The following is a 14,762-nucleotide window of genomic DNA, read 5'->3' as shown; positions in this document are numbered from 1 at the left end:
GAGCGTGATGAAGCGGCGGTACCCACAGTACGTTCTCGAGGGAACGACATCACCGGGCCAGCTAGACACAGATACCATTGATCGTGCCGATCAGTCTGTTTTGAATACTATTCAAAAGTAATATGAGTTCGAATTACGGAGTCTCGATTCGAGCTACAATCGACTGTGTGAATAGATACCATTGACATCCGAGATTTGGTTGATGAGTCGGTGAATCGAATCGACGAGTGTCGCTCTTGTCTGGCTACTAGAATATTCCGGAGACAAGTCCATATATGGATGGTCCCGCCGCGTTCTAACAGGTAGCCGCTACCGAGGACAACGATGCGATTGTCGTCCGTCGTCTGCAGACCGTAGAGGGAGCCCCGGGCCGGGTGGGTTCTTCGAGTTCGGCGGTACTCGTTTCCAGTGCCGTGGCAGTATACGCCTTGTTCGAGAGATGTTGACCGATGCGAGCCACGCACCGTCCATGTGGTGTTTGGCAATGAGGTCCCCTTCCTCGTTCGCAATAGTGATGACCATCGGGTTCTCGATTGCTCGCGCTTTTCGTTCGGTCAAGTCGATGACCGCCTTTGCGGTTTCGAGGGAGATCGAGTTGACCATCATAGAGAGACCGTTCTCGAGCGGGGGAAATACTCCCCGCAGATAGGGCGGATATCTATTAGCGGAGGAAAAGTTCATCTTTAGCTACACGCCGAAGCGATCCTCGAGTCGACACAAATACCATATATAGATACTACTCGTATTTTCGAGTTATTTGCTATCAATGGGACTTGCGGAACCGGAGATCCGATCGGTAGTCAACGGACGCGAACCGATCGGGTTAAGGTGTGATCGGCGAACTCACGAGTCGACTCGATATCGATAAATAGAGGCTATACACCCGTATAGCCCCGAAACCGTCGTATTCCGGTCGATCGGAGTCGGTTCACCGCGAACGACAGTATGTATCGCGGTATTTCCGAACAAATCGACTGAAGAGGCGGTGTCGATGGCCGCATCGTTCGTCGATTCGGTATCACTGACCAGTACTGCGTTCCATCGCTGCGGCTCCGATTTCGAGACGAGAAATTCGGATATCGGAACGCCATTCGATATCCGCTTCAAAATATGAATTGGAATTTCTATCAATTACCAAATAGTTACGGCGCGTTCACTCAGTTCGGCGATCGACATCTGCACCCGTGGGTTCGGCTTCGTCCGCAGTGATCGGATTCACTTGAGGATGTCGACGAGTGCCGTCTACCGAGTCGCGATCGTGCTTCGCAGAAAAGCGGATCTTTGTTTCCGCCCTCCGAGACGGTTGTTACTGCAGCGGTGATTCGGATATCCGGCTTGAGATGATCATGGGTATTGTAGCAGCCTCTAAAGTTCGTTTCTCTTCGCCTATGCCGGAAGTCGCCAGAAACATTTATGCCAGTTCGTGATAACTCGGCACTATAGACCGGAAACCACTTTCCGGTGTCTGTGATGAACGATTCGACACCAATCGACGGAACGCCGACGGTGAAACTACTATCGAAGGAGTACGAACGGTACCGAGAACGGACGCCGAATTCGGAAGCAATGGCCGACGACCTCTCGGAGGTCGTCCCGGCTGGCGTCTGTAGCACGTTTCGAGCGTACGATCCGTACCCGGTCCACGCGGACCGAACGGAGGGGACGACCCTCTACGACGTCGACGGGAACGAATACCTCGATTTCGCGCTGAACAACGGAACGCAACTCGTCGGTCACACCCATCCGGAGCTATCGGAGGGCGTGATCGATCAGATCGACCGCGGAACGCTCTACACCCGTCCGAACGAACTCATCGAATTCGCGGCGCGGCCGCTGATCGACCGGTGGGATGCGATCGAGCAGGTCCGCTTTACCAATAGCGGTACCGAGTCGATCATGCACGCAACGCGGCTCGCTCGAGCCTACACCGGCCGAGAGAAGATCATCCGGATGGAAGGGGCGTATCACGGAGCTCACGATCCGGCGCTGGTGAGCAAGATGCCGCCGATCGAGCGGGCGGGCCCTGAGACGGATCCCCGCCCCGTCAGTGAATCGCAAGGGATCCCCGATTCGGTCCCGGACGATGTCCTGTTGGGGACGTACAACGATGCGGCGAGCGTGGAGCGGTTGCTTCGCGAGCACGGTCGCGAGGTTGCCGCGATTCTCGTCGAACCGGCCTGTCTGAACCTCGGACTCGTCGAACCGACCGGCGGGTTCTTGGAGCGGTTGCGGGAACTCGCCGACGAATACAACACCGTCTTGATCTTCGACGAGGTGAAAACCGGCGTCAAGCTCGCACCCGGCGGCGGCGCTGAGTACTACGGCGTCCAGCCCGACCTCGTCGCGCTGGCGAAAGCGATCGGGGGCGGGTATCCCGTCGGTGCGTTCGGCGGCCGACGCGATATCATGGACCACATCGCGGCCGATCTAGACGACGGCGTGGCTACCGGGGCCGCCCACTACGGGACGTATAATGGGAACCCGTTGGCATTGCGGGCCGTCGGTATCACGCTGCGGGAAATTCTCACCGCCGACGCGTACGACCACGTTACCGAGCTTGCCGAGCGGCTCGCGGGCGGATATCGAGACGTAATCGAAGACGAGGATCTCGAGGCGCGGGTCGCGAGCGCCGGGTCGCAGGGGATGGTCTATTTCACCGAGGAACCGATTCGGACGTTCCGCGATTGGACTGCCGTCGACGAGGAGTTCCACGAGGCGTACTGGTTCGGCATGCTGAACAGGGGCGTGATTCCGCATCCCCACGACGCCTCCCAACAGTGGACGATCAGCGTCCAGCACTCCGCCGAGGAGATCGACGATCACGTCGCCGCCTTCGCGGATCTCGCCACTGATTTAGCCGCGGCACAGCGGTAGTCACGTAATGACGAGTGATCCCGATCGACGGACGTACGATATCCTCCGCCTCCTGGCGGAACACGAACCGATCGGCAGTGTCCACCTCACGGAGCACCTTCGCGAACACGGCTACTCGGTGACCGAACGCACGGTTCGAAACACGCTCGCCGATTTGGATGAGGACGGTCTCACGGAGAAAGCCGGCGGAAAGGGGCGTCGACTGACCGAAGACGGCCGCGGGGAACTCGAGCGCGGTGGACTCAGTGGTCGGATCGAACGGGTCAGCGAGCGCATCGCCGACCTAACCGGCCGCGTTACGTACGACCCCTCGGCTGATTCGGGCGATATCATCGTCGGAACCGTAACCGTTCCACGCGAGAAGCGGCCGGTGCTCGACGAGCTGTTGACGACGATCGACGACTCGGCGCTCGGACCGATCGTCGCCTCGGTCGAACCGGCCGCCGGCAGTGACGGAGACCGCCTCGAGGTCGCGGTTCCATCGAGCGTCACGATCGACGGCGTGTTGCTATCGCACGGAATCGAGAGTCATCCGGACACCATCGGCGTCGTCGAATATCAGCAGAATCCCACGTCCGTTCCGTACGACGATCCGGAACCCGCGATCGACGGCGGTGCGATTCGCCGATTCACGGACGTCATCGGTGACGAACGGGCGACGGTGGACCTGGTATCGATGCTGATCAGAGCACGTCAGACGGACGTTACGCGTGCACTCGAGGGGGAGACCGGACTGCTGGTCGCCGACAACAGGGAGTTTCCGCTCGTTCATTACGAGACGGCTCACGAGCTCGCGGTGGCGACCAGAAAGAGACTGGGCGGTGTTCTCGATATCCGCCGTCCTCGAGAGAACGGCCCGTTTCCGTGGGGCGAACCCGGCTGGAAGTTTGCGTCACTCACGTACGCTGGGGCATCCGAGTGTCTGATTTCGTGTTGTGTCGAGTCGGGAATCGCGCTCGAATGGCAAACACTCGCACGGGTACAGCCCCGCTCCGATCTGACCCCGCCTGCGAGCCAGTAATAAACGAGTGTTTCCATATTTCTTGGATAGGTAGCCACATAGCCATAATATGGTGGCTTTCGGATGTAAAATAAACGTAACAGGCGGGATTTCGTGGGAACTTTTATGTGACGGCAAGAGAGAAGAGTGTGATACGGTGGCAATGCAATGCCAGGACAACACACTCGCGGACGACGGCAGTTCCTCCGAACGACCGCGGCGAGCGGAAGCGCGCTTTCGCTGGCCGGACTTGCGGGATGTACAGGCTTTCTCACCAGTGACGACGACGCACTAACGGTCGCCGTCTACGGCGGCGTGTTTCAGGAAGTAATGGACGAAGAGCTGTTCGCGCCGTTCTCCGAGGAGGTCGACTTCGAGGTGCAGTCGGAGGCACAGCCGACGTCCGAAGAAGCGCTCACCCAGTACGAGAACGGCGTTCAAGCTGGCGAAGCCCCCGTCGACGTCGCGATAATGGCCCAAACTGGCGTCAGGCAGGGATTGAACTCCGATCTCTGGCATCTCTGGGAGGAAGACGACTTCGAAAACCTCGAGTACATCAGCGACGACCTCGTCGGCGAGGCCGACGGCGGCATCTCGAGTATCGGTGCGTTATCGTGGTACATCAACCTCGTACAGAACACCGACGAAATCGAGGAGTCGATCGACACCTGGGAAGCGCTGTGGGACGACCAGTACGAGGACACGCTCGGACTGCTCGGCTACGCCTCCAATTCGTTCCTGCTCGACGTTACCGCGGAGGTCCACTTCGACGGGCAGAGCATTCTCGACGATCGTGACGGCGTACTCGAGGTATTCGAAAAGCTAGAAGAGATCAAACCGCAGGCGAACTTCTGGTACGAAAACGAGGCGGAGTTCCAGCAGCGACTCAGGGACGGCGAGGTGCCGGCGGGGATGCTCTACAGCGATATCACGCTCGTCATGCAAGACGACGATGCGCCGGTGCAGTCGAACTTCGTCGAAGAGGGGTCGATCCTCGATTCCGGACTCTGGGTCACGCTCGATACCTCGGAGCGCAAAGACGAGGCGCGACAGTTCATCGACTACGCCAGTCGACCCGAGATCCAAGACCGGCTCGCGGAGAACCTCTATACGAGCCCGACGATCGACCGCGAACACTCCGAAATCGACGACGAGACCTACGAGATGATCGCGGGGCCGGGGCCGAGCGAGGCCATCACCCCGAGCTACGATCTCTACGTCGAAGAAGAGGACTGGGTCAACGAACGTTGGGAGGAGTTCATCGTCAGCGAATGAGCGGGATTTCGCTCCAGAGCGTTTCGAAACGCTATCCGGGCGGTGTCCTCGCCGTCGACGGAGTCGATATCGACATCGAGAGCGGGGAATTCGTCACGCTCGTCGGCCCGTCGGGCTGTGGGAAGACGACGACGCTCCGAACGATCGCCGGCTTCGAAACCCCGACTGACGGGTCCATCCGCATCGATGGCGAGGACGTAACCGACGCGCCGCCGTACGAGCGCGACACGGGAATGGTGTTTCAGGACTTCGCGCTGTTCCCGCACATGACCATCCGCGAGAACATCGCCTACGGAATGGAAGCCGCCGGCGAGTACACCGACGAGGAGATAGACGCCCGAGTGGCCGAAATGCTCGAGTTGGTGGAACTACCCGGTATCGGCGATCGAACGCCGGATCAGCTCTCGGGCGGCCAGCAACAGCGGATCGCGCTCGCGCGGGCGTTGGCACCCCGACCGAAGGCGCTGTTGCTCGACGAGCCGCTGGCCAGCCTCGACAAGCAACTCCGCGAACAGATGCAAGTCGAGCTGCGCCGGATTCAACAGGAAATCGGGATCACGACCGTCTTCGTCACCCACAATCAGGAGGAGGCGCTCACGATGTCCGACCGGCTCGCGGTGATGAACGACGGACAGTTCGAACAGGTCGGGCCGCCCGAAGCAGTGTACGACGATCCCGACACTCGATTCGTCGCGGACTTCCTCGGAACGGCGAACATTTTCGACGGGACGGTGCTGGCGATCGATGACGGCTACGCGACCGTCGACTGCGGGGACGTGACGATCCGGGCCCAGAACGCGGACGGAATCGATTCCGGGTCAGCGGTCTCGGTCGTCGTCCGTCCAGAGCGGTTCCGATTCGAAACCGCCAGCGCCGACGGCGGCCGTCAGAGACCCGACGCTGCGAACGTCTTCGAGGGCGAAATCACGTTCAAGCGGCACCTCGGCAGCAGCGTCGAGTTCCGACTCGAGACGGACGACGGGCAGGAACTCGTCGTCGTTCGCCGAAGCGGACTGAACGAACGGGCTCCCGGGGACCGCGTGACCGTCACCGTCGGAGCCGACGACTGCCGCATCGTGGAGACATAGATGGCGACCGAAACATCCGCAAACGACGGCGGTACGAACGATACCGGGCGTGCGGGCCTTCGATCGAACGCGAAGTGGTACGTGCTGTCGTATCCGCTGGCGTGGCTCGTCGCGATCTTCCTCGTCCCGCTGGGCATGCTCGTCGTGTTCAGTTTTTGGGTGAACGTTCCCGGCGGCCAATACGAAATCGGGTTCACCCTCGAGAACTACGTGCGCTTTCTCACGAGTCGCCTCTATCTCGGCCAGCTGTGGCTGACGGTCGAAATCTCGCTCGTAACGGCCGCTATCTCGCTCCTGTTGGGCTATCCGATGGCGTACTATCTCGCCCGGATGGAGCGGCCGTGGCTGCGGAGCGTGCTGTTGATCACCATCATCTCCTCGCTGTGGATCACCTACGTGATCAGAGCCTACGCGTGGCAGGTCATCTTGGCCTCTCGTGGCATCCTGAGTTCGATCGGCGTCACCATCGGCCTCCTCGCCGAACACCAGTCGTTCTACCCCGGCTACTGGGGCCTGATCACCGGGATGGTGTACGTCTTCCTGCCGTTTATGATACTCACGCTCTACAGCAGTATCCGAAATATCGACGGCGAACTCCTCGAGGCCTCGAAGAACCTCGGCGCCGGGCCGGCGAAGACGTTCCGTCGGGTGACGCTTCCGCTGTCGAAAAACGGCATCGCCAGCGGAACCGCACTCGTGTTCATCCTCGCACTCGGCGCGTACGTCATGCCGCGACTCCTCGGGAGTTCCGCACAGCGGACCCTTCCGGTGTTGATCGAACAGCAGATCATGAGCGAGAGCAACTACCCGTTCGGAGCCGCGATGAGTATCGGCCTCATCGCCGTCGTGCTCGCGTTCCTTTGGGTGCTCGTTCGATTCACGAACGTCACGGCCGCCAGTCTCGGCGGGAGCGACGAAATCGTCGCGGACGACGAGGACGACGGTGAGGAGGACCCGTCGAATTCGGAATCGGCCGGCATCGCCGCCCGTCTCTGGCGCGGTAGTACCGCCGCGGCCGCGAGTATCGGGCTCACTCGAGCGCTCGGGCGGATCGCGAGCGCTGGGAACTCACTCGTTACGACGGTCGATTCCAAGACGCGGGAGTCGATACTCTGGGTCGCGTTTCGGCTGTACGTCGCAGCGGTCGTGGCGTTCATCGCCGCGCCGCTCGGTATCATCGTCGCCGTCTCGTTCACGCCGGAACAGTTCCTGACGTTCCCGCCGGGCGGGTTCTCCCTGCAGTGGTACGTCGAGTTCTTCACCGACCCGTCGTGGCTCATCGCGCTGATCAACAGTCTCTCGATCGCGGCGAGTGCGGCGTTGCTCAGTACGACGATCGGCGGAACGCTCGCGTTCGCGTTGGACCGATTCGACTACCGGTGGAGCACGCTCATCGGAACGCTCGGCGTCCTGCCGATCCTGGTCCCGCCGGTGATTATCGGCGTGGCCTTCCTCGTGTTCTTCCTCCAGATCGGCGTCGCCGGCTCCCAGCTGAGCATCATCGTCGCACACGGGATCTTCTACGCGCCGTTCCCGTTCATTCTGATCTCACAGGGGCTCGGCGAGATCGATCGGACCTACGAGGAGGCCGCGATGAACCTCGGTGCCGGGTCGGTGCGGACGATCCGGACGATCACGTACCCGCTGTTGCGAGCGAACGTGATCTCCGGCGCGCTGTTCGCCTTCATCCTCTCGTTGAACGAGTACATCATCGCGTGGCTGCTCTCGCTGTTCTTGGTCGACACGATCCCGATCCAGATCTTCAACCAGCTCCGCTACTCGTATCCGCCGACGATCGCGGCTGCGAGCGTGGTCTTTATCGGGCTCACCGTCGTCGTGATGACGGCGATCGAGCGCCTGTCCGGAGGGATCTGGGAGTGAATTCGCCGACCGCCACTCGAGTCGCGGTCGCACAGACGGTCCCGGAGTTCGGTGCCGTCGAATCGAATCGGGACCGGACCGTCGACATCGTCCGGGAGAACGCGAGCGCCGATCTCGTCGTCCTGCCGGAGCTCGCGAACACGGGGTACGTGTTCGACTCGATCGAGGAAGTCGCGGCGCTGGCCGAACCGAGAGACGGCCCGACCGGCCGTGCGTGGGAAACGGTCGCCGCCGAGACCGACACGTGGATCGTCGGCGGGTTCGCCGAGGCCGACGGCGGCGCGTTCTACAACAGCGCGCTGATCGTCTCGCCGGACGGCATCGAGGGCGTCTATCGGAAGGTCCACCGCTGGAACGAGGAGAAGCGGTGGTTCGATCCCGGTGACGATGCGCCGGTTTTCGAGACGCCGTTCGGCCGGCTCGGCGTACAGATCTGCAACGACCTCTGGTTTCCGGAACAGACGATCACACAAGCTCGTGCCGGCGCTGACCTCATCGCTGTGCCGACGAACTGGGTCCCCGAGCCGGCCGGGGAGGGGGCAGCCGCGAACGACGATCGACCCGCGGGCTGGACGATGGGAGTCCACCAGACGATCGCACACGCGAACGCGAACCGCGTATTCATCGCCTGTGCGGATCGAGCGGGAACCGAACGCGGGACGTCGTTCGAGGGCCAGAGCGTCGTCGTCGATCCGAACGGCGTTCCGCTCGCAGGTCCCGCGCCGCGGACGGGAGAACACACCGTACTGGCCGATTGCGACCTACCGCGAGCACGGAGCAAGCGACTGACGGGCCGGAACGACGTGCTCGCGGACCGTCGACCGGACGTCTACGACCTCGGTTACTCGTCGAGCGGCGGCGCATGAGACACCGCTTGCACCGACTCGAGTCTGTTCCGCGCGATCGTTCCGTACAGCGTTTCCCACGAGTCGGAGAGACCGTACTCGCGAAGGGTCGTAAGCAGTAGTTCGCCCGCGCCGACGTAGGTGATCGAACCGAACGCCCACGCCGAGTTGCCGCCCGGATGTTGCTCCTGTTCGCGCGGCCGCCGGAAATCGAGTACGCCCCCGAGCGAACTGCGATTCGCGACGGCGAGATCTCGGGCTTCTTCGTACCTGTTGATCGGAAACTCGCGGTCGTCGCCGATGAGGAGACCGGTCTCCCCGCCTTCGATGACGCTCGTGACATCGCTTCGGCCGGCTTCGATCAGGAGCGAAATAACGTCGATCGACGAGCCCTCGCCGTTGATCACGTCGACGTATCGAACGATCCGGCCGCCGTGTTCGACGCCCGACTGGCCGGCGTCCGCTTCGTCCGTGGTCGCTTCGGCCGGCTCGTACTCGAGGACACCCGCCGTCGAGAGATCGGCGTTGACCCCGCGGGATAGCAAGACGCCGTCGAGGGTGATACTCGAGGACGTGAGCAACCGGTAGTCGCCCGGTTCGTCCTCGCCGCTCTCCTCGAGTGAGACCGGAATCGGGCCGAACGGGAGCGAGTCGAGCCGTTCGAGAAGCCGAAGCGTTTCGTCGATGTCCGCGGCGTCGAGAAACGCGGCCGAAGCGACGGTGCTGCCGGTGTCCTCGATCGGATCGTAGCTCACGCGGCTCGTCAGTGCTGCGATGCGTGCGCGAATCTGCTCGAGGCGGCTGTTGACGTCTCCCTGCTCGAGTTCCATCCGTCCACTCTCGGTGAGCCGTCGGCCTTTTCCGGGAACCTTCTCCGTGAGGCCGAGCTCGTCGAGTTCCGAAAGCGTGAGTCTGATCGTCCGGTCTTTGATATCGTACCCGTGTAGTTGCATCAGTTCGACGAGTTGGATGCTGCCGATCGGGGCGTGCCGGTCGACCAGCCGGAGGAGATCGTACGTCCGCCTGTCGAGCTCCGGTGCCATGTATGCAAAGACAGTAGCGGACGTCCCACACCAAGGTTTGGGTATCGGCGTGACCGCTGGCCGATTCTTGCCGTCTGTGACGAAGAGCGTGATTTGATAACCGGTCTAGCGAGCTTTTCGGCCGATATCCCCGTATCCCCGTAACCTTTTATGCCCGCTGCGTCAACACATACGATGGCAACTCGTTGCCGGCTTGTGAGAGAATGACGAACGGCACATCACAAACGACGGACGGAGCGGTGGAGTCACAGTCTGACGATTACGCAGCGTCGATCCAGAACGATCGAGACGGTCCAGTCGAGCGGGTCGACATCTGTATACTCGGGGACGACAGGGTAACTCCCGATCTCGACCCGTTTTCCGGCGTTGCGGTCACGAACGCGGGCCAGACCGACGATGCGATCATCGGAACTGCGACGGCACAACTCGGGGAGGTCATCCGTGGTTCGAATGAGTGACTCCGAGAACCGACACGGGGCGGCCGCGTTCCGTGAGTCCGTTTCCGGGTCCGAGGTCGAACTCGCGTACGCCGGTCTCGATACGTTCCTCAAGGCCGATCCGCGGGACATCGGTGCGGTCGAGGACGTCGACGCAGCGGTGTTCGGCGTTCCGTACGACGGAGCGGTCTCTAACCGACCGGGGGCACGATACGGACCCGGCGCGATCCGACGAGCGAGCGGGTGGTGGGCCTATCTCTCGGAGTACAAAGGCGGGCTCACGAATATGCAGACCGGGAAGCAAGTTAATTTCGACGACCTCACCGTCGCGGACGTCGGCGACGCCCCGGTCTTCCCGATGGATCGCGAGACGACGGGGCGGAGCATCACCGCTCACATGTCTACGATAGCGTCGCAGACGTTTCCGGTCATGCTCGGCGGCGACCACTACTGTACATTCCCGGCGTTTCGCGGCTTCGCCGAGGGTGCGGACCACGAACGAGTCGGCTTCGTACAGATCGACGCCCACACCGATACCGTCTCCGAGAGCCCACTCTTCGGAACCGATTTCCACGGCTCGAGCACGGCGCGGATCGCGGACTCGCCATACGTCGATTACGACGCCGTCAGTCAGGTCGGTATCCGCGGCTACGAATCGCCCGCGTTCTTCGACTTCGCTGAGGAGACCGGATTGAACCTCTTCCCCATGCGGGAAATCGAGGAGCGCGGTATCGGTCCCGTCGTCGAAGCAGCGATCGAAGCCGCCGCCGAGGACACCGATGCGGTCTACGTCACCTTCGACATCGACGCCGTCGATCCGGGAACCGCACCCGGTACCGGGACGCCGGTCCCCGGCGGGCTAACCTCCAATCAGGCGCTCAAAGTAATGGAAGTGCTCGGTGCCCACGACGATGTCGGAGCCGTCGACATGATGGAGGTCGCACCCCGGTACGACTCGAGCGAAGGGACCGAGCGGCTCGCCTCGTACCTCTTGGTTACCCTCCTCGAGCGACTGTTTGCGGAGTGACTCACAATGGAGAGTACAACCGCGAAGACGGCGCTAATCGTCCGGACGAACACGGAGCAAGATACCGATGAGTGATCGAAGACGTCCGGACGATGCTGTCGGAACGCGGCGGACGGCGGGCGTCGCCGAGTCGGTCATCCGCGAGATGACCCGGGAGGCGCTCAGTCGGGACGCGATCAACCTCTCGCAGGGGATCCCCGATGTCGGCGAGACACCGACCGAGATTCGGACGGCGGCCAAGGAGGCGATCGACGCCGAGAGTCAGTACACGATCACGTGGGGGCTGCCGGACCTCCGCGAGGCCGTCGCGGAACGATATGCGGCGTGGAAGGGGGTCGAATACGATCCCGAGACCGAGGTGACGATCACGAGCGGCACGAGCGAGGCGATCATGTCGACGATGCTCGCGCTCGCGGGCCCCGGTGACGAGGTGATCTACTTCGAACCGGTATACGAGAGTTACATTCCGGCGAGTCAGTTCGCCGGCGCGACGGCGATCCCCCTCGATATTACCGACGACCTCGAGCTCGACTACGATCGGCTCGCGGCCGCGGCCGAAGACGCTCGGATTCTCGTCCTCAACACGCCGATGAACCCGACCGGGAAAGTCTTCACCCGCGAGGAACTCGAGCGGATCGAAGAGATCGTCTTCGAGCACGATCTCATTCTACTCACTGACGAGATTTACGAGCACATCGTCTACACCGACGAGTATCTCAGTCCGGTCGAGGTCGGCGACCTCGCCGACCGAACGGTCGTCTGTACCGGCATGTCGAAGACGTTCAGCGTTACCGGCTGGCGCGTCGGCTTCTGTCTCGCCCCGGAGTACCTCTCGAAAGAACTGCGGAAGGTCCACGATTACGCGACTATCTGTGCCCCGACGCCGTTCCAGCGGGCGGGAGTCGAGGCGCTCTCGCTGCCCGATTCGTACTACGAGGAACTATCACGTTCCTACGAGCGTCGTCGCGACCTGCTTTACGACGGACTCGTCGAGGTGGGGCTCGATCCCGTCAGGCCCGACGGCGCGTATTACATCATGGCGAGGTATCCGACGGACGAAGACGACATCGAGTTCTGTTACCGACTCATCCGCGAGGCGGGCGTCGCCGCCGTCCCGGGAAGTAGCTTCTACACGGATCCCGACGCCGATGCGGACTGGATCCGATTTACCTTCTCGAGAAACGAGTCGACGATCCGAGACGCGCTCGATCGGCTGCGCGAAAACCGATGGTGGTAACTCACGTCGAGAGGAGGTAAATCGCGGCGACGGCGAGAACGATCCCGAACCCGTTTCGCACCGTCATCGACTCGTCGAGGACGAGCACGCCGATGACCGACCCGCCGACGATGAACATCGCAAAGAGGGGCACGACGATGCTGACCGGTCCGAACTCGAGTGCGCGATAGTACGCCAAGATTCCGACGCCGAGAAACAGGCCTGCGACGTACAGATAAATCGCGCTATCGGTCCGGAGATGGTGAACGACATCCTCGTCGGTGAGCGCGAGTACGAGGAGAATGAGGCTTACGAGAATGACGTTCGAAATGAGCGCTGCAACGGTACTCGGTATCTCTCGCGTTGCGACTCGAACGAGCGGCGGGACAAACGAGTAGGAGAGACACGCGACCAGTGCCCAGAAAACGTAGTTCGTTCGTATCATATCGTCTGAAAGAACGCGTTCCGATCATCTATACCTTTTTCATCGACCACTGTGTGACCGTGCTAGATGGAGCATCTCATGACCGATTCTGCCGAGAAGACAATTACCGCTGATAGTCCGCTCGTCACCGCGTTCGAACTGCGTTCGCTAGTTCGGGTGAGCCGATGACTGATCTGTGTGTCTACTACGACGACGCGGCGCTGGCACACGCTCCACCGGTGGGCGAGTTCGATATGCCCTGGACGGATCGGTTGGCGGTGAAACAGTCCCATCCCGACCGACGCGAACGTATCGAGAACGTCGTCTCGATTATCCGGAGCGAACTCGACGACAGAACGACATGGGCAGAGATCGATCCGGCGACCGAATCGGAACTGAGACGTGTCCACACCGCTTCGTATATCGATGCGATCCGGACTTGGGCCGAAGACGGCGGGGGTCGACTCACGACGGAAACGGGCGGTAACGCGGAAACCTATCGCGCCGCGCTGACCGCTGCCGGCGGCGCGGTCGCCGCCGCCGAACACGCCGTTACCGCCGACCGCTCGGACGTTCCGTACGCGCTCGTCCGACCGAGTGGCCACCACGCTCAGCCATCCCAAAGCGATGGCTTCTGCTTTTTCAACAACGTCGCCGTCGCTGCAGCCCATCTGCTCGAGACGGGACAAGCGGACCGCGTCGCCGTTCTCGACTGGGACGTCCATCACGCGAACGGGACCCAAGAAATCTTCTACGATCGGGACGACGTCCTCGTCGTCAGTCTCCATAACGATCATTGGTCGTGGGACGAGGAGACTCATCCGCAGTCCTGTGATCTCACCGAACGAGGGACGGGCAACGGGACGGGATACACGGTCAATGTTCCGCTCCCCGCCGGAACCGGCGATGACGGCTACCGGTACGCGATCGACGAACTCGTCGAGCCAGTGATGGCATCGTTCGATCCCGACGCACTGCTCGTGAGCGCGGGACAGGACGCTGGAACGATGGATCCACTGGGGCGAAACACCGTCACGAAACCCGGATTCGAGTCACTCGGTGCGAGAGCACGGACGCTATCGGACGAGTACGCGGACGGGTCTCTCGCGATCGTCCAAGAGGGCGGATATCACGTGACCCACCTCGCGTATGCGACGCTCGGCGTCCTCGAGGGAGCGCTCGAACTCGAGTCGGCGATCGACGACCCGTTCACGTTTATGCCGGGGAATACGGACCTCGCCGAACAGGCGGTCGACCGGGCGAGACAGGCCCACAGGGAGTACTGGCCGCTCGAGTGACTCGCGGTGGTCGGCCGGCGTCCATCTTCGGGTCGGACTCGGTAGCCGTTCTATTCGGGAGATGGGAGAAAGACGTACGAGGTCGGGAATACGGCTGCCGCGACGAGATGAGTGACAGACCATTCGTCCGTCACAGATACCATCTGCAGGTAATGGGGTGTCGATAGCTGCGGCTTTCCGAGCCTGCGTTGTTCGGAGACTCACGGAGCGGCGACTACCCGGAGACGGATTCGGACTCGCGACCTCGAGGGCCAGCGTGAAAGCGACGTTCGATGCGTCTATGCGACTACGTCGGTGACCGGACGGTTCAACAATCAGTTCGGCCAGGTGATGTGGTTTCGCGAACCGACCAAC

The 14,762-nt window shown here is 61.7% G+C and carries 11 protein-coding genes and 1 pseudogene; 9 read left to right on the top strand and 3 right to left on the bottom strand.

Going from position 1 to position 14,762, the window contains the following annotated elements; all coding sequences use genetic code 11:
• Positions 1–278: 278 nt before the first annotated feature.
• Positions 279–603, bottom strand: a pseudogene (locus ACT4ML_RS15980) (GlcG/HbpS family heme-binding protein); the annotation flags it as partial.
• Between the two features lie 867 nt (positions 604–1,470).
• On the opposite strand from ACT4ML_RS15980, the gene ACT4ML_RS15975 reads away from it, so the two are divergent.
• The 6 genes from ACT4ML_RS15975 (at position 1,471) to ACT4ML_RS15950 (ending at position 8,984) form a co-directional block, all read left to right on the top strand.
• Positions 1,471–2,874 (top strand): aspartate aminotransferase family protein, encoded by a 1,404-nt coding sequence (locus tag ACT4ML_RS15975; RefSeq protein ID WP_444721754.1) that lies wholly within the window; start codon positions 1,471–1,473, stop codon positions 2,872–2,874.
• A gap of 7 nt (positions 2,875–2,881) precedes the next feature.
• Positions 2,882–3,895 (top strand): NrpR regulatory domain-containing protein, encoded by a 1,014-nt coding sequence (locus ACT4ML_RS15970; protein WP_444721753.1) that lies wholly within the window; start codon positions 2,882–2,884, stop codon positions 3,893–3,895.
• Between the two features lie 147 nt (positions 3,896–4,042).
• Positions 4,043–5,149 (top strand): ABC transporter substrate-binding protein, encoded by a 1,107-nt coding sequence (locus tag ACT4ML_RS15965; protein ID WP_444721752.1) that lies wholly within the window; start codon positions 4,043–4,045, stop codon positions 5,147–5,149.
• On the top strand, positions 5,146–6,237 hold the full coding sequence (locus ACT4ML_RS15960) for an ABC transporter ATP-binding protein (RefSeq protein WP_444721751.1): 1,092 nt from the start codon (positions 5,146–5,148) through the stop codon (positions 6,235–6,237). The genes ACT4ML_RS15965 and ACT4ML_RS15960 overlap by 4 nt, the downstream gene beginning before the upstream one ends.
• Positions 6,238–8,118 carry an ABC transporter permease subunit gene (locus ACT4ML_RS15955; protein WP_444721750.1) on the top strand — a complete coding sequence of 627 codons (1,881 nt, stop codon included), beginning with the start codon at positions 6,238–6,240 and terminating at the stop codon, positions 8,116–8,118. It abuts the gene before it with no gap.
• Positions 8,109–8,984, top strand: a complete 876-nt coding sequence (locus ACT4ML_RS15950; protein ID WP_444721943.1) for a nitrilase family protein — start codon at positions 8,109–8,111, stop codon at positions 8,982–8,984. The genes ACT4ML_RS15955 and ACT4ML_RS15950 overlap by 10 nt, the downstream gene beginning before the upstream one ends.
• Here ACT4ML_RS15950 and ACT4ML_RS15945 read toward each other — a convergent pair.
• Entirely contained in the window at positions 8,960–10,006 is a 1,047-nt protein-coding gene (locus ACT4ML_RS15945) for an NrpR regulatory domain-containing protein (protein ID WP_444721749.1), read from the bottom strand. The two genes, ACT4ML_RS15950 and ACT4ML_RS15945, sit on opposite strands and share 25 nt — an antisense overlap.
• A 450-nt stretch (positions 10,007–10,456) precedes the next feature.
• Here ACT4ML_RS15945 and ACT4ML_RS15940 point away from each other — a divergent pair, with 450 nt between their 5' ends.
• Positions 10,457–11,470 carry an agmatinase family protein gene (locus tag ACT4ML_RS15940; protein ID WP_444721748.1) on the top strand — a complete coding sequence of 338 codons (1,014 nt, stop codon included), beginning with the start codon at positions 10,457–10,459 and terminating at the stop codon, positions 11,468–11,470.
• 67 nt (positions 11,471–11,537) lie between these two features.
• Positions 11,538–12,707 (top strand): pyridoxal phosphate-dependent aminotransferase, encoded by a 1,170-nt coding sequence (locus ACT4ML_RS15935; protein WP_444721747.1) that lies wholly within the window; start codon positions 11,538–11,540, stop codon positions 12,705–12,707.
• A gap of 1 nt (position 12,708) precedes the next feature.
• On the opposite strand, the gene ACT4ML_RS15930 is transcribed toward ACT4ML_RS15935, so the two are convergent.
• Positions 12,709–13,131, bottom strand: coding sequence for an EamA family transporter (locus ACT4ML_RS15930; protein ID WP_444721746.1), 423 nt, complete (start codon positions 13,129–13,131; stop codon positions 12,709–12,711).
• 164 nt (positions 13,132–13,295) lie between these two features.
• Here ACT4ML_RS15930 and ACT4ML_RS15925 point away from each other — a divergent pair, with 164 nt between their 5' ends.
• Positions 13,296–14,408: a class II histone deacetylase gene (locus ACT4ML_RS15925; protein ID WP_444721745.1), complete on the top strand. Its 1,113-nt coding sequence runs from the start codon at positions 13,296–13,298 to the stop codon at positions 14,406–14,408.
• Positions 14,409–14,762: the final 354 nt, after the last annotated feature.

The sequence above is a fragment of the Natrinema sp. LN54 genome, from assembly GCF_052439245.1.
GTDB classification, from domain to species: Archaea; Halobacteriota; Halobacteria; order Halobacteriales; family Natrialbaceae; genus Natrinema; species Natrinema versiforme_A.
The sequence above is the reverse complement of the archived record's forward strand: the minus strand, read 5'-3'. Positions and strand labels throughout refer to the sequence as shown.

Bases quoted from the DNA above. Each gene is read 5' to 3' on its own strand.
- ACT4ML_RS15925 (WP_444721745.1), top strand. From the start codon at position 13,296: ATGACTGATCTGTGTGTCTACTACGACGACGCGGCGCTGGCACACGCT.
- ACT4ML_RS15975 (WP_444721754.1), top strand. From the start codon at position 1,471: ATGAACGATTCGACACCAATCGACGGAACGCCGACGGTGAAACTACTA.
- ACT4ML_RS15970 (WP_444721753.1), top strand. From the start codon at position 2,882: ATGACGAGTGATCCCGATCGACGGACGTACGATATCCTCCGCCTCCTG.
- ACT4ML_RS15955 (WP_444721750.1), top strand. From the start codon at position 6,238: ATGGCGACCGAAACATCCGCAAACGACGGCGGTACGAACGATACCGGG.
- ACT4ML_RS15960 (WP_444721751.1), top strand. From the start codon at position 5,146: ATGAGCGGGATTTCGCTCCAGAGCGTTTCGAAACGCTATCCGGGCGGT.
- ACT4ML_RS15945 (WP_444721749.1), bottom strand. From the start codon at position 10,006: ATGGCACCGGAGCTCGACAGGCGGACGTACGATCTCCTCCGGCTGGTC.
- ACT4ML_RS15940 (WP_444721748.1), top strand. From the start codon at position 10,457: ATGAGTGACTCCGAGAACCGACACGGGGCGGCCGCGTTCCGTGAGTCC.
- ACT4ML_RS15935 (WP_444721747.1), top strand. From the start codon at position 11,538: ATGAGTGATCGAAGACGTCCGGACGATGCTGTCGGAACGCGGCGGACG.
- ACT4ML_RS15965 (WP_444721752.1), top strand. From the start codon at position 4,043: ATGCCAGGACAACACACTCGCGGACGACGGCAGTTCCTCCGAACGACC.
- ACT4ML_RS15930 (WP_444721746.1), bottom strand. From the start codon at position 13,131: ATGATACGAACGAACTACGTTTTCTGGGCACTGGTCGCGTGTCTCTCC.